Consider the following 21,810-nt stretch of genomic DNA (forward strand, 5'->3'; position numbering starts at 1 on the left):
GGAGAATGATCGAGGCAGTCGGCCTGACAAAGCGCTACGGCGCCAAGACGGCCGTGTACAACCTTTCCTTCCAGGTACGACCCGGTGCCGTCACCGGGTTCCTCGGCCCCAACGGCGCCGGCAAGTCGACGACGATGCGGATGATTCTCGGGCTCGACCAGCCGACCGAGGGCCAGGTGACCATCGGCGGCCGCACCTTCCGGCAGCTGCCGAACGCGCCCCGCCAGGTCGGTGCGCTCCTCGACGCCAAGGCCGTGCACGGCGGCCGGAGCGCGCGCAACCACCTGCTCTCGCTCGCGCAGCTCTCCGGCATCCCGGCCCGCCGGGTGGACGAAGTGCTCGGCGTCGTCGGTCTCCAGGAAGTCGCGAAGAAGCGCTCCAAGGGCTTCTCGCTCGGTATGGGCCAGCGGCTCGGGATCGCTGCTGCGCTGCTCGGCGACCCGCAGGTGCTGCTCTTCGACGAGCCGGTCAACGGTCTGGACCCGGAGGGCATCCTCTGGGTCCGCAATCTGATGAAGCAGCTGGCCTCCGAGGGCCGTACCGTCTTCGTGTCCTCGCACCTGATGAGCGAAATGGCGCTCACCGCCGATCAGTTGATCGTGATCGGCCGGGGGCAGCTGCTCGCGGACATGAGCGTCAAGGACTTCATCTCGCACAACTCCGCGGACTTCGCCCGGGTGCGGACGCCGCAGACCGATCCGCAGCAGCGCGAGAAGCTGTCCGCGGCGCTGACCGAGGCCGGCGGGCAGGTCATGCCGGAGCCGGACGGCGCTCTGCGGGTCACCGGGCTGCCGCTGCCGCAGATCAGCGATCTGGCGCACAACGCGGACGTACGCCTGTGGGAGCTGTCGCCGCACCAGGCCTCGCTGGAGGAGGCGTACATGCGGATGACACAGGGCGCGGTCGACTACCGCTCGACCACGGACCAGAAGTCGGGTCTGATGCAGCAGCCGCCGATGGGCTACCTCCCGCCGCCGCAGCAGATTCCCGAGGTGCCGCAGCAGGGCTGGTACGCCCCGCCGCCGCCCCAGCCCGGCCAGAACCCGTACGCCGGCGCGAACCCGTACGCCGGCGCCCCCATGGCGCCCGCCGCGTCTGCCGGCGCTCCTGCCGCTCCGCCCGTCGTGCCCCCGGCCGCCGCCGCGCCCGCCGACCTGACCAAGCCCGAGGACGCCCGATGACCACCCCGTACCAGCAGCAGGGCGCACCCGCCGCCGCGTACTCCTCGCCGATTCCGGAGCGCAGCGCCCATCTCGGCGACGCGCTCGCCTCCGAGTGGACCAAGATCCGGTCCGTTCGTTCCACCATGTGGACACTCGGCGTCATGATCGTGCTGATGGTCGGCATCGGCGCGCTCTCCGCGGTGGCCGTCTCCGCCTCGGACGCCGATCTGGGAGATCAGTCGATCCTCTCGCTCGGTTTCTTCGGCGTACTGCTCGGCAGCATCTGTGTGATCACGCTGGGCGTGCTGACCATCGCGTCCGAGTACGGCACCGGCATGATCAGGACCACGCTCACCGCGTGCCCGAGCCGGGCCCGGGTGCTGACCGCCAAGGCGATCGTCTTCTTCCTGCTCGTCTTCACGCTCACCACGGTGATCACCGCGCTCGTCGGCGCGCTGCAGATCGCGATCGTGGGCCAGGGCTCGTCCACCGGCGAGGAGTGGTTCCGCGCCACGGTGGGCGTCGGCGTCTATGTCGCGACGCTCGGTCTGCTGTCTCTCGCCGTCGGCACCCTGATCCGGCACTCGGCGGGCGCGATCACCGTCATGATCGGCGTCGTGCTGCTGCCGCTGGTGCTGGCGATGTTCATGTTCTCGGAGTCGCTGCGGGATCTGCAGCAGGCTCTCTTCGAGTACTCCATCCCGAACCAGATCGGGGTGCTCTACGACACCGCGGTGACCGAGTCGGGCCCGGCCGGCTGGGACCCGCTGTGGATCGCGCTGGGCGTGACGGCGGTCGCGCTGGCCGGCGCCTACGCCTCGCTCACCTCACGGGACGTGTAACTGGCTCAGTACTTCGGCGCGTTACGGGACCGCTGCACCCGCGTGGTGCGGCGGTCCTTCGCGTTCCAGCAGGCCTTGTGCCAGTGCCGCCGGTCGTCGACGCCGCCGTGTTCGGGCCAGGCGACCACATGCGGCATCCCGGAGGGGATCTCCTGGTCGCAGCCGGGGCAGCGGTACCGCTTGCCGCCGGCACTTGCGCCGGCGACATGGCGCACCGACCACTCCTCGCCGTGCCAGGACTCGCTCCGTCCCAGGCCGCCGTACCTCTCGCCCGGCTCGCTGGTTCGCTCGGTCGGCTTCTCGCCGCCTCGGGGGCGGTTACGGCGCGGGGACACGTGACACCTCAGGGGGCAAGTCCGGACAGTTCGTCTCCCAGCCTACGGTCCGCGGTGGGGGGTACATGCCCCGCACGGGGTGAGACCGTGGCACCCATAGGGGCCAGTTACCGGAAAATCGCAACAACTTCACGATTGGCCGTGCCTATGGCACGTGTCAGGCGTTGTTGCCAGTAGGGGGAGTGACGCGTCGGCCGCAAGGAGGCAAAAGGCGATGCGCGTGGGAACGTTTGTACTGGCGGCCCAATTCCCGGGCCAGGGACAGGGGGAGGCGCTGCACCGCGCGGTGCGGTCCGCCGAGGTCGCGGAGGAGTCCGGTCTGGACTCCGTCTGGTTGGCCGAGCACCATTTCGTGTCGTACGGCGTGTGCCCGTCCGCCGTGACACTCGCCGCGCTGCTGCTCGGCCGCACCCGGCGGATCCGGGTCGGCACCGCGGTGAGCGTACTGCCGAGCGCCCATCCGGTGGCGCTGGGCGAGCAGGCGGCACTGCTGCACCTCACCAGCGGAGGGAGGTTCTCCCTCGGTGTGGGAAGAGGCGGTCCCTGGGTCGATCTGGAGGTCTTCGGCTCGGGCCTGGACGCGTACGAAAGGGGCTTTCCCGAATCCCTGGACCTGCTGCTGCGCTGGCTGCGCGAACCCCGGGTCGCCGCCAGCGGCGAAAGGTTCGGCTTCCGTGAAGTCCCGGTCGTGCCCAGGCCGGACGAGCTGATCGGCGGGCCGCCCCACGGCCCCGAGGTGATCGTCGCCTGTACGTCCCCGAAGAGCGTGAAGCTCGCCGCCGAGCGCGGGCTGCCGATGCTGCTCGGGATGCACTGCGACGACGAGGAGAAGGCGGAGATGGTCGCCCTCTGGCGTACGCACGCGCTCTCCGCGGGCCGCTCACCCGAGGAGGTCGCGGACGCCGGGCACGTATCGGCCGGAGTGGCCCAGATCGCGGACCGCCGGGCCGAGGCCACGGAAACTCTGGTGAAGGCGATGCCCGGCTGGCTCAAACAGGGACTGGACGCCCATGTGACCGTCGACGGCCGGCCCCGCGCGATGCGGGACCCGGTGGGATACACGGAACTGCTGTGCGGGCTCCACCCGGTGGGCCCGCCGCGGCTCGCCGCCGACCGGATCGCGGCCACCGCCGAACGTACCGGCATCACGCGGTTCGCGCTGCTGGCCGAGGGCTCGGGCGATCTGGCGGCCACGGAGGAGAATGTGCGGCGTCTGGGCACAGAGGTCCTGTCTCTGCTGGTCTGAGTCCGCCGTACGGGAGGTGCTGCCGCTCCGACACCAGTAGCACCTCCCGCGATGCGGAGCGGCAGCAAAAGACTTCAGCAGTCGCGGAATTCGGGCGACTGATTGAGCAACTGAGCCCGAACGGAGGTGAAGCGGGCAAGCCGCTCGTCGACCGAGGAGTCCAGCGGGAACACCGCTACGCGGTGGCAGTTCTGGAATGCGAGGCGCACTCCGAAGTGCCGCTGCAGGGCACCGCGAATAGCGTCACTCGCGAGCGCGCGCAGCAGCTGACCACGTGCCTGCTCGTCCGGCGGGGGCGTCTGGTTGTCGGCGAAGTCGCCGCCGTCCACCTTCAGCTGAGCCACCAGAGAACTGATCATCTCCCATGCGTAGGGCAGGGAGGTCCGGACGCAGTCGACGAAGGCAGCTTCGTCGACCTCGCCTCGCTCGGCCTGATCCAACAGCGCCGGTGAGACGTCGAGCGACATGGGTTCTCCTCTCGCGGCCCCGATGAACGGGGCCTTACGGGCAGGGAAGGAGGGCGACGGACGACGGCGTCGTACGAACGACGTACGACGACGCAGAGTGCACGACCGGCAACCTCCTGCTTCCACGGTAAGTGCGCTGGCCGGAGGGCACCAGGAGATTGGGAACACAACCGGCCAAATAACGAAGGGGGCTTCCGGGGCGAATCGCGCGCAACTGCTTCCGTCGAGTAGCGTTGCCGACCATGCGTCTTGTCATCGCCCGCTGCTCCGTGGACTACGCGGGCCGGCTCACGGCCCACCTGCCCTCCGCCCCCCGTCTGATCCTGGTCAAAGCAGACGGCAGCGTCTCCATCCATGCGGATGACAGGGCGTACAAACCACTGAACTGGATGTCCCCTCCCTGCACTCTGAAGGAAGACGGCGAGGGAACGGACAGTGTGTGGACCGTCGTGAACAAAGCGGGCGAGAAACTGATCATTACGATGGAGGAAATCCTCCATGACTCGTCGCACGAGCTCGGCGTGGACCCCGGCCTCATCAAGGACGGCGTGGAAGCCCACTTGCAGGAACTGCTCGCCGACCGCATCGAGACACTGGGCAAGGGCTACAGCCTGATCCGGCGCGAATACCCCACGGCCATCGGCCCGGTGGACATCCTGTGCCGGGACTCGGACGGCGCGACGGTGGCGGTGGAGATCAAGCGACGCGGCGAGATCGACGGCGTGGAGCAGCTCACGCGCTACCTGGAGCTGCTGAACCGGGACCCGCATCTGGCGCCGGTGAAGGGCGTGTTCGCGGCACAGGAGATCAAACCGCAGGCGCGGGTGCTCGCGACGGACCGCGGGATCGGGTGTGTGGTGCTCGACTACAACGCGCTGCGCGGGATCGAGGACGACAAGCTCAGGCTGTTCTGACCATCACGAGAAGTGTGTGTACGGCCCCGGGCGGCGATGCGGTCCGGGGCCGTACCGCGTCCTGTGACGGTCAGATCACCGGCGAGGCGGCGGCGCTGGAGCCGGACGGACCGGACGCCCCGGGAGCGCTGCTGTTCGTGACCGGGGCGCTGGCCGAGTTCGGTGTCGACGGCGTGCTCGACGACGGGCTGGTGGACGGAGTGGACGGCGTGCTCGAAGGCGGGGACGTGGTCGGAGTCGGGCCCGGCGAGGAAGAGGACGGCTTCGGCGTCGGTTTCGTCGTGGGCCTGCCCGACGTCGACGGCCTGCCCTCCGGCGTCGCCGGACTGGACGCCGGCCTGCCGCCGGGCGTGGACTGCGCACCCGACGAAGAGGGCGCGCCCGGCGTCACCTTGTCCGGGTCCTTCGGGGCGCCGCCGCCACCACCGCCGGGCCTGCTGGTCGAGCCGTCGGCCGGCACGTCCGCGTCCAGGCCGTTCTGCGAGTCGTCCTCGTTCGCGGACTGGCCGTTCCTGACCTTGTTGCCCGGGACGTCGTTGTTGTCGGAGGTCGCGCCGAGCGTCACCACCGTGCCGAGCACCGCGGCGAGCAGCGCCCCCGCGCCCGCGGCGACGAGGTTGCGCCGAGCGCCGCCGAGGAGCGAACGGCCGCGGCCCGGCCACCCACCGCCCGCGGGCGTCTCGCGCCGCGACACAGTCGTCGCGGGCTCGTCCGAGGGCTTGCGCAGCCCCACAGAACCCAGTCCGGAAAGCCTTCCCAGCCCCGTGAGCGGTACGGCCGCCGGTACGCCTCCGGGCGGCGACGCCGACTCCTCGTGGCGCGCCGCAGGCACCTCCTCGCCCGCCGGGGTGCGGCCGCCCGGCACCGGGGTGCCCGAGCGGTCCGTCACGAGCGCCAGCGCCCTGCGACCCGCCACGGTGCCGCGCTTGTCGGCGAGCGCCCCGCGCATGCCGATCGAGGCCTCGAGCTCGGCGCGCGCCCGGTCCAGGTTGCCGTTGCAGAGCGCCAGAACGCCCAGTTCGTGGTGGAAATACGCCTCTTCGGCCACTTCGCCCGCCAGCCGGGCCGCTTCGGAGCCGACCCGCAGGGTCTTCTCCCAGGCGCTCCAGTGCTGCCCGGCTGCGAAGGCGGGCGCCGCGCTGCGGGCCAGCAGTACAGCCGTGCTGGGGTGTCCGGACTCCTGGCCGGGCACGAGCGCGGTGAGCGCCGCGAGCACGGCGTCCGCCTCGGCCACGGCCCGCTCGGGCGTCACCGAGGGATGCCCGGCCCACCAGGCGTAGTGCTGGGCGGCGGTGTGGGCGTGGGCCGCCGCGTCGGTCGCGTAACCCTTCTCCGTCAGCTGCGCGATCACGCCCGCCGCCAGCCGGTAGCGCGTGCCGACCGGGGTGAGCAGCCCGCAGCTCATCAGTTCGCCGACGGCGGCGTCCGCGTGGGTGTCCCCCACCAGCGCCGGCAGATGCGCCTGGTGCGGGACCTCGCCACCGAGCGCGACCGCGAAGCGCAGCGTCTCGCGAGCCGACTTGCTCAGCCGGGAGGCGAGCAGCGCGGCGGGCGCGGCACCCTCCGCCAGACTCGGCAGCGGTATGTCGCCCCCCTCGACGCGGTCGGCGGGCATGTACGGGTCGAAGTCCTCCGGGTCGGTACGCAGGGCGTCGCACTGCCGCAGCAGCGCGCCCGCCTGTACGAAGCGCAGCGGCAGTCCCTCGGACTCGAACCAGAGGTCGCCCGCCCAGTTCGCCTCGTCCTCGGTGAGCGGCCGGTCCACGCCTCGCTGCAGCAGCTCCAGCGAGGCACTGCGGCCGAGACCGCCGAGGAAGACCTCTTCGAGGTGTGAGTCAGCGGCGGGCGCGGCGACGTCGGGTGTGGCGGCGACCAGGAAGGCGCATTCGGGTGCGGAGTCCAGCAGCTCGCCGAGCGCGGCACCGCCGAACTCCAGGTCGTCGAGGAGCACGATCGCACCGATGTCACGGACGAGCGTGAGCAGCCCGGCCCGGTCGGGCCGGTGCTGAGGAGCCTTGTGGACGATGGCGTAGAGCTCGTACAGCAGCTCCGTGGGGGTGCGGCGGTGGCCGTTGAGGCGGACGACACCGTCGGGCGCGAGATCCGCGCACTCCTGCGCGACGGTGTCGAGCAGTGCGCTGCGTCCGGAGCCCGCGGGGCCGGTGAGCCGCACCGAGCGGCCTCGGCCCAGCAGCCGTACGAGCCGCCGGCGCTCCTCGTCGCGCTCCAGCAGCGGGAGCCGCGGCGCGGCAGGTCCTGCGGGTACGGGCGGCTGCGCCGCGCGCTGCAGCTCGGTGCGCTCGGCGGCGCTGTGCCGGGCCCGCGGCGCGGTCCGCTCTCCTCCGGCGGGGCCCCCACCGGGCGGGCAGGGCTCGATCTCGCTGCCGTCGACGGGATTGACGGTGAGCAGGAAGTCGCCCGAGACGAGCTGGACGGTACGGGCGAGCGTCGGCGCGGACTGTCCGAAGTCCGGCGTGGTGGCCTCGCGCGGCGTACGGGCCTGGCCCGCGCCCTCGCCGAAACTGTCGTTGTCCATGGTCCAAGCCCCCCAGATGCGCTTCGCTTAGCTTCGTCCCCGCCAGGATCGTGTGACTTCTGGTGGCGGAGCCGCGTGCGGATGTGTCCCTCCCGGCTCTCTGCACGCCCCGCTGTAGCTTCGGTCCGGTGCCCGCCGCGTGGGTACGTCGAAACGGCGGGCGACCGAACCTTAGACCTTCGCTCAGTATCTATGAACCGGGGGGGTGCAGCCCCGCCCGTGACGTCACAGTCTCGTGAGGATTGCGCGCGTCGTACGGTTCACACCCGGGGAAGCGTTTCGGCCGCGATGCCGCCCTCGATGGCAAGGATGCGATGCAGCCGGGTGGCCACCAGCAGTCGCTGCATCTGCGGCGGAACTCCGCGCAGCACGAGTCGGCGGCCGCACCGGCCGGCCCGGCGATGTGCGCCCATGATGACCCCGAGCCCGGTGGCGTCCCAGGAGTCGAGCTCGGTCAGGTCGAGCACCAGGTCGCCGACTCCGCTGTCGACCGCCGCATGCAGGACCGTACGGGCGTCCGCCGCGCTGCGGACGTCGAGGCGGCCCCCGACGACCAGCTCGGCATGGTCGCCCCTGATGTGCATATGCGCTCCCCGAGAGTGCTTCAGTGCCCTGTGTCTGTCTGTTCTGGTCTGCTTCTGTCTTGTTCCGTCTTGCACCAACTGACTGCCGTGCAGGCAGCGCGGTTGCTGCTTGTAAGCGAACCGATACCGAATTCACCCTGTGGGGTGATACCAAAACGGTCGATGAAGGTCAGTGCTTGTAGAAGCCCTGCCCGCTCTTGCGGCCGATGTCACCGGCATCCACCATCCGGCGCATCAGCTCCGGCGGCGCGAACTTCTCGTCCTGGGACTCGGTGTAGATGTTGCTCGTGGCGTGCAGCAGGATGTCCACGCCGGTCAGGTCGGCGGTGGCGAGCGGCCCCATGGCGTGGCCGAAGCCCAACTTGCAGGCGATGTCGATGTCCTCCGCGGAGGCAACGCCCGATTCGTACAGCTTGGCGGCCTCGACGATGAGCGCCGAGATCAGGCGGGTGGTGACGAAGCCGGCGACGTCGCGGTTGACGACGATGCAGGTCTTGCCGACCGACTCGGCGAACTCCCGCGTGGTGGCGAGCGCTTCGTCGCTGGTCTTGTAGCCGCGCACCAGCTCGCACAGCTGCATCATCGGGACGGGCGAGAAGAAGTGCGCGCCGACGACCCGCTCCGGACGCTCCGTCACTGCCGCGATCTTCGTGATCGGGATGGCGGAGGTGTTCGAGGCGAGGACGGCGTCGTCCCGTACGAGCTTGTCGAGCGTACGGAAGATCTCGTGCTTGATCTCGAGCTTCTCGAAGACCGCCTCGACGACGATGTCCGCGTCGGCGACGGCGTCCAGGTCGGTGGTGGTGGTGATGCGCGCCAACGCCGCGTCGGCGTCGGCCGCTTCGAGCTTGCCCTTCGAGACGAACTTGTCGTACGAGGCCTTGATGCCGTCCGTACCGCGGGTCAGGGCCGCGTCGGTGACATCACGCAGCACGACCTCCCAGCCCGCCTGGGCCGAGACCTGCGCGATACCGGACCCCATGAGTCCGGCCCCGATGACGGCGAGCTTCCTGGCCACTGCGGCACTCCTTAACACCCGTTTACATGTGGACTCTCTGCGGGAGGTTAGCGCTCGTGAGGGGCCGTGTGGTGGTGAAGAGATGCGCGTCACGTCTCGTATTACGGACATCACACCGGTGCGACCCATCAGGCGTCTCATACGGCGCACTTGAGGATCTTCTCCCCCAGGACCTCCGCCCTGTGGTCGGGGATGACGAGAAGCCCGCGGGAAGACCCCCTACGGGAAGCGGCACGGCCACCACGTCGCGGCCGTGCTGTCCGGCGCGATCATGGCGATCACCTTCGCGCAGGTGGCCGTGACGGTCGGCACACGTGTCGTCCGCCGGGCCGGTGCGTAACTAGGCTGGTCGCATGGTCAACCTCACGCGCATCTACACCCGCACCGGCGACCAGGGCACGACGGCCCTCGGCGATATGAGCCGGACGGTCAAGACCGATCTGCGGATCGCGGCGTACGCCGACGCCAATGAGGCCAATGCCGCCCTGGGCACGGCCGTCGCGCTCGGACAGCTGGACGCGGAGGTCGTACAGGTCCTCGTCCGGGTCCAGAACGACCTCTTCGACGTGGGCGCGGATCTGTGCACCCCCGTGGTCGCGGAGCCGGAGTATCCGCCGCTGCGGGTCGAGCAGTTCTACATCGACAAGCTGGAGGCGGACTGCGACCGCTTCAACGAGGAGCTGGAGAAGCTGCGCAGCTTCATCCTGCCGGGCGGTACGCCCGGGGCGGCGCTGCTGCACCAGGCCTGCACGGTCGTACGGCGCGCGGAGCGCTCGACCTGGGCGGCGCTGGAGGTGCACGGCGACATCATGAACCCGCTGACAGCCACCTATCTCAACCGGCTCTCCGACCTCCTGTTCATCCTCGCGAGGACGGCGAACAAGGACGTCGGCGACGTGCTCTGGGTGCCCGGCGGCGAGCGCTAGGCCACTGTCCCGGCGGCTTTGCCCCGGACCGCGCCCGCCCGGCGGGCATGGAAGGGGCGGGGCGCGGAACAAGCTCCGCGAGCGGGCTAGCGCTCGACGCCGACCCGTTCGCGCTCCGCCGCCGGTGCCTTCTTCGGGAAGAGGGTGTAGCTCCCGGCGATGATCACGTTGATGCCGATGACGAAGAGCATCTTCTGCTGCCACATGCGCAGCGAACCGATGTCGCCGTCGCCGCCGACGTACCAGATCGCCCCCTGCAGCAGGCCCATGGCGACCACCGCGGCGACGGTCCAGCGGGTGGCCGTCTTCCACTCGTGGATGACGCGGGCGGTGCCGTACTTCGGCGGCCCGACGGGCGGCGGACCGCCGGCGAAGCGGTGCGCCACCCGGGCGTCGACCCATTTGATCGTGTGGTGGCCCAGGCCCACGGTGAAGCCGATGTAGACCGCGGCAAGTCCGTGCTTCCAGTCCGGCGCGGCGCCGTTCTTGAGGTCGATCGCCGTCACGGCCAGCAGGACGACCTCCAGCAGCGGCTCGCAGAGCAGCACGGCCGCGCCGAGCCGCGGCATCCTCGCCGGATAGCGCAGGGCCAGTCCGGTGGCCAGCAGCACCCAGAAGCCGACCTCGCAGATCACAATCAGCGTGACGATCACGGCACTCTCCCTTCGTTCCTGCTTCACACTCCCGTCCCTGCGGCGGTGAATCGTCGTCGGCAGTGACGACGCGGCACTGCATCCTTCGATGTACTCGGCCTTCACCCGCGACGTGGAGGCTCGCGCGCCGCCTGCCGTGTTTGATGGGTCCGTGACCGCTCTCCCCCGCCCCCACCGCGACGATGTGCTCATCGCCGTGGCCGGTTTCCTCGGCGGCCTGCTGCTCTGGTCGCTGGGTCTGGACACCCGCCGCGGTCAGGGTTTCGACCCGCGCTGGCTCTCGCTGCTGCCGCTGGCGGTGATGTGCGGCGCGGAGCTGCTGCGCCGGACGATGCCGAACACCGCGCTGGCGATCGGCTGTACGGCGATGCTGGCCGACCAGTTCACCGACGGGAACGTCGCGACGATCGCGCTGTTCACGGACCTGGTCTACGCGGCGGTCCTCTACGGCACTCCGGCCGCCGCTCGGCGCATCCCCGCCGTGTCCATGGTGGCCACCGCCGCCGTCACCGTCACCGCACTCGTCGTCTTCCAGGACGCGCAGGCCGTGCTGCTCGGTCTGCTCTTCGCGGTGGTCACGGTGGCCCCCGCCTGGACCGGCGTGAGCGTACGCACCCACCGCGACGCCGCCGAGGCGGCCCGGCTGCGTGCCGAGCAGACCGCACTGCTCGCCGAGATCGACCGCACCCAGGCGGTCACCGCCGAGCGCGCCCGGATGGCCCGGGAGCTGCACGACATGGTCGCCAATCACCTCTCGGCGATCGCCATCCACTCCACGGCCGCGCTCTCCCTCGACGATCCGAGGACCTCCCGCGAGGCACTCGGCGTCATCCGCGAGAACAGCGTCGACGGACTCGCCGAGATGCGGCGGCTGATCGGGCTGCTGCGGGAGAGCGGCGGCGAAACGTCGACGTCCGCCGTGCCCAGGCTGGCCGGCGTGGACGCGCTGCTGGAGCAGGCACGGACGAACGGCGCCTCCAGCGGCCTGGAGTTCACGCTCACCGACACCCGCGGGGAGAACCTCCCCCTGCCCGCGCCGGTCGAGCTCGCCGCCTACCGCATCATCCAGGAATCGCTGACCAATGCGCTGAAGCACGCCTCCCCCGGCGGGATCACGGTCGCTCTCGGCCGGGACGGACAGATGCTGACGGTGGGCGTCACCAGCCCGTACGGAGAGGCCGACGGGCCCGGACCGCGCGCCCCCGGCTCGGGAGCCGGTCTGGTCGGTATGCGCGAGCGCGTGGCGCTGCTGGCGGGGACCTTCGACTCCGGGCCGGTCACCGCTGCGGACGGCGCCAGGATGTGGCAGGTACGGGCGGAGCTGCCCCTCGACGAAGGGAACGGGAAGGCATGACGATCCGGGTACTGGTCGCGGAGGACCAGGGCGCCGTACGCGCCGGTCTGGTTCTCATCCTGCGCAGCGCGCCGGACATCGAGGTGGTCGGCGAGGCTGCGGACGGCGAGGAGGCGGTACGGCTCGCCCGCGAACTGCGCCCGGATCTCGTCCTGATGGATGTTCAGATGCCACGGCTTGACGGGGTGTCGGCGACCCGGCAGGTCGTCGCCGAAGAGCTTGCCGATGTCCTCGTGCTGACCACGTTCGATCTGGACGAGTATGTCTTCGGGGCGTTGAGAGCGGGGGCGGCGGGCTTTCTGCTGAAGAACACCGAGGCCCACGACCTTCTCGAGGCGGTACGCACAGTGGCGCGCGGCGAGGGGCTCATCGCTCCGGCCGTCACCCGTCGGCTGATCGCGGAGTTCGCGGCGCCACGGTCCGCCAACGCGCGCGGCCCCGCCGTCCTCGACCCACTCACCAGACGCGAGCGCGAGGTGCTCTCCTGTATCGGTGAGGGGATGTCGAACGCCGAGATCGCGGGGCGGCTCGACATGGCCGAGGCCACGGTGAAGACCCATGTGAGCCGGCTGCTGGGCAAGCTGGCGCTGCGGAGCCGGGTCCAAGCCGCCGTACTGGCACGGGAGTTGGGCATCTGACCCACTTCTGACTCGCCGTCCGGTACACGTCCGGCCCGCGCGGGACCCGGACCTCACCCGCAAACCGGCCCGCGACCGATCCCGCCCTCCGGCCCACCCACCACCGCTTTGGTCTGGACCTATTGACGATTGGTCCAGACCTTCCTACTCTCACCGCACACGCTGCGGTGAGCCGTCGCAGGGTGCGCAGTTCACGGACCACCCCGATTGTCCGTCCGCAACTCGAGGAGCACCCTTGAGCACCCAAGCCCCCCTCCACCGAGATAAGTTCAGATCCAGAGCGGTCGCGGGTCTGACTGCGCTGCTGCTCCCCCTCGCCGCCATGGTCGGCCTCGCCTCGTCCGCCCAGGCCGCCGCATCGGCCACCGCAAGCTACGTCAAGGTCTCCGACTGGGGATCCGGCTTCGAGGGCAAGTGGACGGTGAAGAACACCGGCACGACCTCCCTCGGCTCCTGGACCGTCGAATGGGACTTCCCCTCCGGCACCTCCGTCACCTCCGCATGGGACGCCGACGTCACCAGCTCCGGCACCCACTGGACCGCCAAGAACAAGAGCTGGAACGGCACTCTTGCGCCCGGCGCCTCCGTCTCCTTCGGCTTCAACGGCGCGGGCCCCGGCGCCCCCTCCGGCTGCAAGCTCAACGGCACCTCCTGTGACGGCGGCAGCGTCCCCGGCGACAACCCGCCCTCCGCCCCCGGCACCCCGAGCGCGTCCGGCATCACCGACACCGCGGTGACGCTGAGCTGGACCGCCGCCACCGACGACAAGGGCATCAAGAACTACGACGTGCTGCGTGACGGCGCCAAGGTGGCGACCGTGACCGGCACGACGTACACCAACACCGGGCTCACGGCCGGCACCGACTACTCGTACACCGTCCAGGCGCGTGACACCGCGGACCAGACAGGACCGGCCAGCGGCGCCCGCGCGGTCCGCACCACCGGCGGTGGCGGCGACCCGGGCCCCGGCCCGGGCTCCACGGTCAAGCTCGGCTACTTCACCGAGTGGGGCGTCTACGGGCGCAACTACCACGTGAAGAACCTGGTGACCTCCGGCTCCGCCGCCAAGATCACGCACATCAACTACGCCTTCGGGAACGTCACCGGCGGGCGCTGCGCGATCGGTGACGCCTACGCCGACTACGACAAGGCCTACACCGCCGACCAGGCGGTCGACGGCGTCGCGGACACCTGGGACCAGCCGCTGCGCGGCAACTTCAACCAGTTGCGCAAGCTCAAGGCGAAGTACCCGAACATCAAGGTGCTCTGGTCGTTCGGCGGCTGGACCTGGTCCGGCGGCTTCGGCCAGGCAGCGGCCAACCCGGCGGCCTTCGCGCAGTCCTGCTACGACCTGGTCGAGGACCCGCGCTGGGCCGATGTCTTCGACGGTATCGACCTGGACTGGGAGTACCCGAACGCCTGCGGTCTGTCCTGCGACACCAGCGGCGCCGCCGCCTTCAAGAACGTGATGCAGGCGATGCGCGCCAAGTTCGGTACGAACAACCTGGTCACCGCTGCCGTCACCGCGGACGCCTCGTCCGGCGGCAAGATCGACGCGGCCGACTACGGCGGCGCGGCCCAGTACGTCAACTGGTACAACGTGATGACGTACGACTTCTTCGGTGCCTGGGCCGCACAGGGCCCGACCGCCCCGCACTCCCCGCTCACCTCGTACCCGGGCATCCCGCAGGCGGGCTTCAACTCCGCCGAGGCGATCGCCAAGTTCAAGGCGAAGGGCGTGCCCTCGGCCAAGCTGCTGCTGGGCATCGGCTTCTACGGGCGCGGCTGGACCGGAGTGACCCAGAGCGCGCCGGGCGGTACCGCGACGGGACCGGCCCCCGGCACCTACGAACAGGGCATCGAGGACTACAAGGTCCTCAAGAACAGCTGCCCGTCCACCGGAACGATCGCCGGCACGGCGTACGCGAAGTGCGGCAGCAACTGGTGGAGCTACGACACCCCGGCCACCGTCGGCTCGAAGATGAGCTGGGCGAAGGGCCAGGGCCTGGGAGGCGCGTTCTTCTGGGAGTTCAGCGGTGACACCACGAACGGAGAGCTGGTCGGCGCGATCAACAGCGGCCTGAACTAGCCGTCCGGACCGGCACGGCGCACAGCGAAGCCCGGGAGGCCTGCTCTCCCGGGCTTTGTCACACTCTCAAGCTACGTTCGCTCTTCCCCGGACTTCGTCCAGGGGGACCCCCACCCAACGAGAGAGCCTATCTATGCCACATTGACCCTCCCCCAGACTCCGTCCAGGGGCACCCCCACCCAACGAGACAGCCCATCTATGCCACATTGACTCGTTGGCCGGGCGGGGCCGCCTCCAGCCAGGCGAGGAAGCCGGTGAGCGCGTCCTCACTCATCGCCAGCTCCAGGCGTGTCCCGCGGTGGCGACAGACGAGCACGACCGCGTCGGACAGCAGCGCCAGCTCCTCCTCGCCCTCGGGCGTACGGCGTGCCACGACCTCGATGGCCGAGCGCTCCAGGAAACGGCGCGGGCGCGGGGCGTACGAGAAGACCCGGAACCACATGATCCGGTCACCGCTGTAGCGGGCGACGCCGTACACCCATCCCTTGCCGGAGACATCGGTCTCCTCCGGGATGTTCCAGCGGAGGCTGCAGTCGAAGGTGCCGCCGGAGCGCTGGATCAGCCGCCGGCGCAGTCCGAAGACGAAAAGCCCGATCACCACCAGTGCGACGACCAGGCCGCCCACAAGAAGAGCGAGGAACATCTCCACCGACCTCCTCGCATCGTCCAGTAACGGGAATTCCGCTCGTACCTTCACCTGCATTGCCTCAGCCGCGGCACGCTCTGGAGAGTTCCAGGCCGGGCCGCGGCTGAGACGGAAACTGTCGGCGGGGCGCCTAGCGCACCGCCACCGCGCGCAGACGGACGTCGGCGCGCCGCTCCGCGGCGGCGTCCTCGTCCGACTTGGCGCGCTCCAGCGCCCGCTCGGCGCGCTGTGCGTCGATCTCGTCCGCGAGCTCGACGATCTCCGCCAGCAGAGAGAGCTTGTTGTCCGCGAAGGAGATGAATCCTCCGTGGACAGCAGCGACGACGGTCCCGCCTTCGCTCGTACGAATGGTCACCGGGCCCGATTCCAGCACACCGAGCAGCGGCTGGTGACCGGGCATGACGCCGATATCGCCGGACGCGGTGCGCGCGACGACCAGGGTGGCCTCGCCGGACCAGACCTGTCGGTCGGCGGCGACCAGCTCGACATGCAGCTCAGCAGCCAAGGGTGGCTCCTCGGGTCACCACCCGGCGGTTCTGCCGGGTGTTGGGTCAAATTCTAGTAGGCGTAGTGAGAGGGGCGGGACACCCGCCCCTCTCACGGAGTCACGGGACTCAGGAGACGCCGAGCTCCTTGGCGTTGGCCTTGAGGTCCTCAATGCCACCGCACATGAAGAACGCCTGCTCGGGGAAGTGGTCGTACTCACCGTCGCAGATCGAGTTGAACGCGGCGATCGACTCGTCGAGCGGCACGTCCGAACCGTCCACGCCGGTGAACTGCTTGGCGACGTGGGTGTTCTGCGACAGGAAGCGCTCGACGCGACGGGCACGGTGGACAACGAGCTTGTCCTCCTCGCCCAGCTCGTCGATACCGAGAATCGCGATGATGTCCTGGAGGTCCTTGTACTTCTGGAGGATCCCCTTGACGCGCATGGCGGCGTTGTAGTGGTCCGCCGCGATGTACCGCGGGTCCAGGATGCGGGACGTCGAGTCCAGCGGGTCGACCGCCGGGTAGATGCCCTTCTCCGAGATCGGACGCGACAGAACGGTCGTCGCGTCCAGGTGGGCGAAGGTGGTCGCCGGCGCCGGGTCGGTCAGGTCGTCCGCGGGGACGTAGATCGCCTGCATCGAGGTGATCGAGTGACCGCGGGTCGACGTGATGCGCTCCTGCAGCAGACCCATCTCGTCAGCCAGGTTCGGCTGGTAACCCACCGCGGACGGCATACGGCCGAGCAGCGTGGAGACCTCGGAGCCGGCCTGGGTGTAACGGAAGATGTTGTCGATGAAGAAGAGCACGTCCTGCTTCTGCACATCGCGGAAGTACTCCGCCATGGTCAGACCGGCAAGCGCGACACGGAGACGGGTGCCCGGGGGCTCGTCCATCTGACCGAAGACAAGCGCCGTCTTGTCGATGACGCCGGACTCGGTCATTTCCTCGATGAGGTCGTTGCCCTCACGGGTACGCTCACCGACGCCCGCGAACACCGACACACCGTCGTGGTTGTTGGCGACGCGGTAGATCATTTCCTGGATCAGAACGGTCTTGCCGACACCGGCACCACCGAACAGACCGATCTTTCCACCCTTGACGTACGGGGTGAGAAGGTCGATGACCTTGACGCCGGTCTCGAACATCTCGGTCTTGGACTCGAGCTGGTCGAAGGCGGGCGCCTTGCGGTGGATCGGCCAGCGCTCGGTGACCTCGACCGTGGACGGGTCCACGTTCAGGATCTCACCGAGGGTGTTGAAAACCTTGCCCTTGGTGATCTCGCCGACCGGCACCGTGATGCCGTTGCCGGTGTCCGTCACCGTGGCCTGGCGGACCAGACCGTCGGTGGGCTGCATCGAGATCGCGCGGACCAGGCCCTCGCCCAGGTGCTGGGCGACCTCGAGGGTCAGCTTCTTGAGCTTTCCGTCCTCGGCCGGGTCGGCGACCTCAACGGTCAGCGCGTTGTAGATCTCGGGCATCGCGTCGACGGGGAACTCCACGTCGACGACCGGGCCGATGACCCGGGCGACGCGGCCCGTGGCGGCGGCCGTCACTTCGTTCTCGGTAGTCGTCGTCACTTACTTGTCACTCCCCGCGGTCGCGTCGGCCAGGGCGCTGGCGCCACCGACGATCTCGCTGATTTCCTGGGTGATTTCGGCCTGGCGGGCCGCGTTGGCAAGCCGGGAGAGGGTCTTGATGAGCTCTCCGGCGTTGTCGGTCGCCGACTTCATCGCGCGGCGGGTGGCAGCGTGCTTGGAAGCAGCGGCCTGAAGCAGCGCGTTGTAGATCCGGCTCTCGACGTACCGCGGCAGCAGGGCGTCGAGGACGTCCTCCGCCGACGGCTCGAAGTCGAACAGCGGAAGGATTTCGCCCTTCGTACCGGACTCCTCGGCCGCCTGCTCGAGGCTGAGGGGCAGCAGCCGGTTCTGTACCGGCGTCTGCGTCAGCATCGAGATGAACTCGGTGAAGACGATGTGGAGCTCGTCCACGCCGCCCTCGGCCGTGTCCTGCTGGACGGCCTCGATGAGCGGAGCCGCGACCTTCTTGGCGTCCGCGTACGTCGGGTTGTCCGTGAAGCCACTCCACGATTCCGCGATCTTGCGCTCGCGGAAGCCGTAGTAGGCGACACCCTTGCGGCCGACGATGTACGTGTCGACCTCCTTGCCCTGCCCACGGAGCCGCTCGGTGAGCTGCTCCGCCGCCTTGATGGCGTTGGAGGAGTAGCCGCCGGCCAGACCGCGGTCGCTCGTGATGAGCAGTACCGCGGCGCGGGTCGGGGCGTCAGCCTCGGTGGTCAGAGGGTGCTTGGTGTTCGACCCGGTGGCCACCGCGGTGACCGCGCGGGTGAGCTCGGTCGCGTACGGCGTGGAGGCCGCCACCTGGCGCTGCGCCTTGACGATGCGCGAGGCGGCGATCATCTCCATCGCCTTGGTGATCTTCTTGGTCGCGGTGACGGATTTGATGCGACGCTTGTAGACCCGGAGCTGGGCTCCCATGAGTCAGGTCCCTTCCGTCGTCACTTGGAGACGTTGACGGCCGGCGCGTCTTCGCCCAGAAGCTTGCCGTCCGAGGTCTCGAACTGCCGCTTGAAGGCGGTGATGGCGTCCGCGATCGACTGCAGCGTGTCGTCGGACATCTTGCCGCCCTCGGCGATGCTGGTCAGGAGCTCCTTGCGCTCGCGGCGCAGGAACTCGAGCAGCTCGGTCTCGAAGCGGCGGATGTCGGCGACCGGGACGTCGTCCATCTTGCCGGTGGTGCCGGCCCAGACGGAGACGACCTGCTCCTCGACGGGCATGGGCTGGTACTGGCCCTGCTTCAGCAGCTCGACCATGCGCTTACCGCGCTCCAGCGAGGCCTTGGAGGCCGCGTCCAGGTCGGAGCCGAAGGAGGCGAACGCCTCGAGCTCACGGTACTGGGCGAGGTCCACGCGAAGCCGGCCGGAGACCTGCTTCATGGCCTTGTGCTGGGCGGAGCCACCGACACGGGAGACCGAGATACCGACGTTCAGGGCCGGACGCTGGCCGGCGTTGAACAGGTCGGACTCCAGGAAGCACTGACCGTCGGTGATGGAGATGACGTTGGTCGGGATGAACGCCGACACGTCGTTCGCCTTGGTCTCGACGATCGGCAGACCCGTCATCGAACCGGCGCCCATGTCGTCGGAGAGCTTGGCGCAGCGCTCCAGCAGACGCGAGTGCAGGTAGAAGACGTCGCCCGGGTAGGCCTCGCGGCCCGGCGGACGGCGCAGCAGCAGCGACACGGCGCGGTAGGCGTCGGCCTGCTTCGACAGGTCGTCGAAGATGATCAGGACGTGCTTGCCCTGGTACATCCAGTGCTGGCCGATGGCCGAACCGGTGTACGGGGCGAGGTACTTGAAGCCGGCCGGGTCGGACGCCGGAGCCGCGACGATCGTCGTGTACTCGAGGGCGCCTGCCTCCTCCAGCGCACCGCGCACGGACGCGATGGTGGAGCCCTTCTGACCGATGGCGACGTAGATGCAGCGGACCTGCTTCTTCACGTCACCGGAGCGCCAGTTGTCGCGCTGGTTGATGATCGTGTCGACAGCCAGAGCGGTCTTGCCGGTCTGACGGTCACCAATGATCAGCTGACGCTGGCCGCGGCCGATCGGCACCATGGCGTCAACGGCCTTGTAGCCGGTCTGCATCGGCTCGTGCACCGACTTACGGACCATGACGCCCGGAGCCTGCAGCTCGAGGGCGCGGCGACTGTCGGTCGCGATCTCGCCGAGGCCGTCGATCGGGTTGCCGAGCGGGTCGACAACGCGGCCGAGGTAGCCCTCGCCGACGCCGACGGAGAGCACCTCACCGGTGCGCTGCACCGGCTGGCCCTCCTCGATACCGCTGAACTCACCGAGGACGATCGCACCGATCTCGCGCTCCTCGAGGTTGAGGGCGAGACCGAGAGTTCCGTCCTCGAACTTCAGCAGCTCGTTCGCCATGGCCGAGGGAAGGCCCTCGACCTTCGCGATGCCGTCACCGGCAACGCTGACCGTACCGACCTCCTCGCGCGAGGCCGCGTCCGGCTGGTACGACTGGACAAAGTTCTCCAGCGCATCCCGGATCTCCTCCGGCCGGATCGTGAGCTCCGCCATCTGGGTTCCCTGCTCTCCTTGTTGGGCCCGAAGTTTCTTAGGGGGTCTGGGGGCCGACCCCCAGGAATCTTCTGCAATCTCTGCACGGCCCAACCGGGCCGCTCGTACTGCTTCGTACTGCTTGTTCAGTTGGTGGCTGGTCAGCCGGCGATGCGGCGGCCAGCCTCGTCGAGACGTGCCGCGGTGGTGCCGTCGATCAGCTCGTCGCCGACGCGCACCTGCACTCCGCCGAGGACCTCGGGGTCCACGTCGAGGTTGAGGTGCATCTCTCGGCCGTAGATGCGAGACAGACGGGCGCCGAGGCGCTGCTTCTGCTCATCGGTCAGCGGCACCGCCGAGGTGACGACCGCGACCATCCGGTCCCGGCGCGCCGCGGCGAGCTTGGACAGGGACTCGAGTCCAGCTTCCAGGCTACGTCCCCGGGGCTGGGTCACAAGACGGACGACCAGCCGCTCGGTGACCGGATTCGCCTTGCCGTCGAGCAGCCCGCGCACCAGGCCGCCCTTGGCGGACGCCGGAGCCGACCTGTCGGTCATCGCGGCACGCAGCTCGACGCTGGAGGCGACGATCCGGCCGAAGCGGAACAGCTCGTCCTCGACGTCGTCGAGGGCACCGGCCCGCTGCGCCGCGGTGAGGTCGGCGGTGGCCGCCAGCTCCTCGACCGCGTCGACCAGATCGCGCGACCGCGACCAGCGGGAGCGGACCATGCCCGCGAGCAGGTCGACGGCTTCGCTGCCCACCTGACCGCTCAGCAGCCGCCCGACCAGCTCGGCCTTGGCCTCGCCGGACTGCGCCGGGTCGGTCAGGACCCGACGCAACGACACCTCACGGTGGAGCAGCGCGGTGACGGCGGCCAGCTCCTCGGCGAGCTTCGCCACGTCGACCGACGTGTTGTCGGTCAGCGCGTCGAGAGACTCGCGTGCGGCAGCCAGTGCCTCGCGGCTCGCTCCGTTCATCGCGTGGCCTCGGCCTTCGAAGCGCCGTCCTCGAGAGCCTCGAGGAAGCGGTCGATGGTGCGGCTCTGTCGGGTGTAGTCCTCAAGGGACTCACCGACGATCTTGCCGGCCAGGTCGGTGGCGAGCTTGCCCACGTCCTGACGCAGTGCCGCGGCCGCGGTCTTGCGGTCGGCCTCGATCTGGGCGTGACCGGCAGCGATGATCTCCTCACGCTGCCGCTGGCCTTCCGCCCTCATCTCCTGGATGATCGCGGCGCCCTGCTCGGTCGCCTCCTGGCGCATACGAGCGGCCTCGTGGCGGGCCTCGGCGAGCTGAGCCTTGTACTGCTCGAGCACACTCTCGGCTTCGATCTTGGCCGCATCAGCCTTCTCGATGCCACCCTCGATAGCCTCTCGGCGCTCTTCCAGAACCTTGTTGATGTTCGGGAGGAGCTTCTTGGCGAGGAAACCGAAGACGATGACAAAGGCGAGCAGGCCGATGACGAGTTCTGGAATCGGCGGGACGAGGGGGTTTTCCGCCTTCTCGGCCGCAAGCTGAACCAGAGGGTTCACATCAGTGCCTTTCGTCTAGTTGGCTGGTCGAGGATCCGAAGATCACGTGCCGTAGACGAACGGCATGACCAGACCAATCAGGGCGAGCGCCTCACAGAAGGCGAACCCGAGGATCTGGTTCTGGCGGATCAGGCCGGCCGCCTCGGGCTGGCGAGCAAGAGCCTGGGTGCCGTTACCGAAGATGATGCCGACGCCGACGCCGGGGCCGATGGCGGCGAGGCCGTAACCGACGGAGCCGAGGGAACCGCTGACGGCAGCAAGGGTCTGGGACATGCCAGTTCTTCCTTCTCTT

The 21,810-nt window shown here is 69.4% G+C and carries 22 protein-coding genes; 8 read left to right on the plus strand and 14 right to left on the minus strand.

Annotation, left to right across the window (positions count from 1 at the left end; all coding sequences use genetic code 11):
- Window positions 1-5: 5 nt before the first annotated feature.
- A complete protein-coding gene (locus ACWDZ6_RS09180) occupies window positions 6-1,181 on the plus strand; it encodes an ABC transporter ATP-binding protein (RefSeq protein ID WP_451502364.1) in 1,176 nt (391 codons plus the stop codon).
- A complete protein-coding gene (locus ACWDZ6_RS09185; RefSeq protein WP_326652653.1) occupies window positions 1,178-2,005 on the plus strand; it encodes an ABC transporter permease subunit in 828 nt (275 codons plus the stop codon). Before ACWDZ6_RS09180 ends, ACWDZ6_RS09185 begins: the two co-directional genes overlap by 4 nt.
- Window positions 2,006-2,010: 5 nt before the next feature.
- Here ACWDZ6_RS09185 and ACWDZ6_RS09190 read toward each other — a convergent pair whose 3' ends face one another.
- Entirely contained in the window at window positions 2,011-2,340 is a 330-nt protein-coding gene (locus ACWDZ6_RS09190) for an ATP/GTP-binding protein (RefSeq protein WP_389178020.1), read from the minus strand.
- A gap of 214 nt (window positions 2,341-2,554) precedes the next feature.
- Between ACWDZ6_RS09190 and ACWDZ6_RS09195 the strand changes: the two genes are divergently transcribed.
- Window positions 2,555-3,586, plus strand: coding sequence for an LLM class flavin-dependent oxidoreductase (locus tag ACWDZ6_RS09195; protein WP_451502365.1), 1,032 nt, complete (start codon window positions 2,555-2,557; stop codon window positions 3,584-3,586).
- A gap of 74 nt (window positions 3,587-3,660) precedes the next feature.
- On the opposite strand, the gene ACWDZ6_RS09200 is transcribed toward ACWDZ6_RS09195, so the two are convergent.
- Window positions 3,661-4,053, minus strand: a complete 393-nt coding sequence (locus tag ACWDZ6_RS09200) for an SCO5389 family protein (RefSeq protein WP_366733212.1) — start codon at window positions 4,051-4,053, stop codon at window positions 3,661-3,663.
- 242 nt (window positions 4,054-4,295) lie between these two features.
- Here ACWDZ6_RS09200 and nucS point away from each other — a divergent pair, with 242 nt between their 5' ends.
- Window positions 4,296-4,967 (plus strand): endonuclease NucS, encoded by a 672-nt coding sequence (gene nucS, locus ACWDZ6_RS09205; RefSeq protein ID WP_366733213.1) that lies wholly within the window; start codon window positions 4,296-4,298, stop codon window positions 4,965-4,967.
- Window positions 4,968-5,037: 70 nt separating this feature from the next.
- Here the strand turns inward: nucS and ACWDZ6_RS09210 are convergent, their stop codons facing one another.
- The 3 genes from ACWDZ6_RS09210 to ACWDZ6_RS09220 form a co-directional block, all read right to left on the minus strand.
- Window positions 5,038-7,503, minus strand: coding sequence for an ATP-binding protein (locus ACWDZ6_RS09210; protein WP_451502366.1), 2,466 nt, complete (start codon window positions 7,501-7,503; stop codon window positions 5,038-5,040).
- 260 nt (window positions 7,504-7,763) lie between these two features.
- Window positions 7,764-8,087 (minus strand): STAS domain-containing protein, encoded by a 324-nt coding sequence (locus ACWDZ6_RS09215; RefSeq protein ID WP_366733215.1) that lies wholly within the window; start codon window positions 8,085-8,087, stop codon window positions 7,764-7,766.
- 169 nt (window positions 8,088-8,256) lie between these two features.
- On the minus strand, window positions 8,257-9,105 hold the full coding sequence (locus ACWDZ6_RS09220) for a 3-hydroxyacyl-CoA dehydrogenase family protein (RefSeq protein WP_326652644.1): 849 nt from the start codon (window positions 9,103-9,105) through the stop codon (window positions 8,257-8,259).
- Between the two features lie 353 nt (window positions 9,106-9,458).
- On the opposite strand from ACWDZ6_RS09220, the gene ACWDZ6_RS09225 reads away from it, so the two are divergent.
- Window positions 9,459-10,031 (plus strand): cob(I)yrinic acid a,c-diamide adenosyltransferase, encoded by a 573-nt coding sequence (locus tag ACWDZ6_RS09225; protein ID WP_366733216.1) that lies wholly within the window; start codon window positions 9,459-9,461, stop codon window positions 10,029-10,031.
- Between the two features lie 86 nt (window positions 10,032-10,117).
- Here the strand turns inward: ACWDZ6_RS09225 and ACWDZ6_RS09230 are convergent, their stop codons facing one another.
- Entirely contained in the window at window positions 10,118-10,684 is a 567-nt protein-coding gene (locus ACWDZ6_RS09230; protein WP_451502367.1) for a hypothetical protein, read from the minus strand.
- Window positions 10,685-10,835: 151 nt separating this feature from the next.
- Here ACWDZ6_RS09230 and ACWDZ6_RS09235 point away from each other — a divergent pair, with 151 nt between their 5' ends.
- The 3 genes from ACWDZ6_RS09235 to ACWDZ6_RS09245 all read left to right on the plus strand — a co-directional run bounded on the left by ACWDZ6_RS09235 (window position 10,836) and on the right by ACWDZ6_RS09245 (window position 14,765).
- Window positions 10,836-12,038 carry a sensor histidine kinase gene (locus tag ACWDZ6_RS09235; protein ID WP_451502368.1) on the plus strand — a complete coding sequence of 401 codons (1,203 nt, stop codon included), beginning with the start codon at window positions 10,836-10,838 and terminating at the stop codon, window positions 12,036-12,038.
- Window positions 12,035-12,676, plus strand: coding sequence for a response regulator (locus ACWDZ6_RS09240; protein ID WP_451502369.1), 642 nt, complete (start codon window positions 12,035-12,037; stop codon window positions 12,674-12,676). Before ACWDZ6_RS09235 ends, ACWDZ6_RS09240 begins: the two co-directional genes overlap by 4 nt.
- A gap of 322 nt (window positions 12,677-12,998) precedes the next feature.
- The gene (locus ACWDZ6_RS09245; protein WP_451502678.1) at window positions 12,999-14,765 is read left to right on the plus strand and encodes a glycosyl hydrolase family 18 protein; all 1,767 of its coding nucleotides are present in this window, start codon (window positions 12,999-13,001) and stop codon (window positions 14,763-14,765) included.
- A gap of 196 nt (window positions 14,766-14,961) precedes the next feature.
- Here the strand turns inward: ACWDZ6_RS09245 and ACWDZ6_RS09250 are convergent, their stop codons facing one another.
- The 8 genes from ACWDZ6_RS09250 to atpE form a co-directional block, all read right to left on the minus strand.
- Window positions 14,962-15,408: a DUF2550 domain-containing protein gene (locus tag ACWDZ6_RS09250; protein ID WP_326652639.1), complete on the minus strand. Its 447-nt coding sequence runs from the start codon at window positions 15,406-15,408 to the stop codon at window positions 14,962-14,964.
- 133 nt (window positions 15,409-15,541) lie between these two features.
- A complete protein-coding gene (locus ACWDZ6_RS09255; protein WP_326652638.1) occupies window positions 15,542-15,916 on the minus strand; it encodes a F0F1 ATP synthase subunit epsilon in 375 nt (124 codons plus the stop codon).
- 109 nt (window positions 15,917-16,025) lie between these two features.
- Window positions 16,026-17,477, minus strand: a complete 1,452-nt coding sequence (gene atpD / locus ACWDZ6_RS09260; protein ID WP_451502370.1) for a F0F1 ATP synthase subunit beta — start codon at window positions 17,475-17,477, stop codon at window positions 16,026-16,028.
- On the minus strand, window positions 17,478-18,395 hold the full coding sequence (locus tag ACWDZ6_RS09265; protein WP_389177992.1) for a F0F1 ATP synthase subunit gamma: 918 nt from the start codon (window positions 18,393-18,395) through the stop codon (window positions 17,478-17,480).
- Window positions 18,396-18,415: 20 nt separating this feature from the next.
- Window positions 18,416-20,011: a F0F1 ATP synthase subunit alpha gene (atpA, locus tag ACWDZ6_RS09270; protein ID WP_326652633.1), complete on the minus strand. Its 1,596-nt coding sequence runs from the start codon at window positions 20,009-20,011 to the stop codon at window positions 18,416-18,418.
- A 140-nt stretch (window positions 20,012-20,151) separates the two neighbouring features.
- Entirely contained in the window at window positions 20,152-20,967 is an 816-nt protein-coding gene (locus tag ACWDZ6_RS09275) for a F0F1 ATP synthase subunit delta (protein ID WP_451502371.1), read from the minus strand.
- Window positions 20,964-21,518, minus strand: coding sequence for a F0F1 ATP synthase subunit B (locus ACWDZ6_RS09280; RefSeq protein ID WP_451502372.1), 555 nt, complete (start codon window positions 21,516-21,518; stop codon window positions 20,964-20,966). The genes ACWDZ6_RS09275 and ACWDZ6_RS09280 overlap by 4 nt, the downstream gene beginning before the upstream one ends.
- Before the next feature lie 42 nt (window positions 21,519-21,560).
- On the minus strand, window positions 21,561-21,791 hold the full coding sequence (gene atpE, locus ACWDZ6_RS09285) for an ATP synthase F0 subunit C (RefSeq protein WP_351455642.1): 231 nt from the start codon (window positions 21,789-21,791) through the stop codon (window positions 21,561-21,563).
- Window positions 21,792-21,810 lie beyond the last annotated feature (19 nt).

This window comes from Streptomyces sp. NPDC002926 (genome assembly GCF_053591755.1).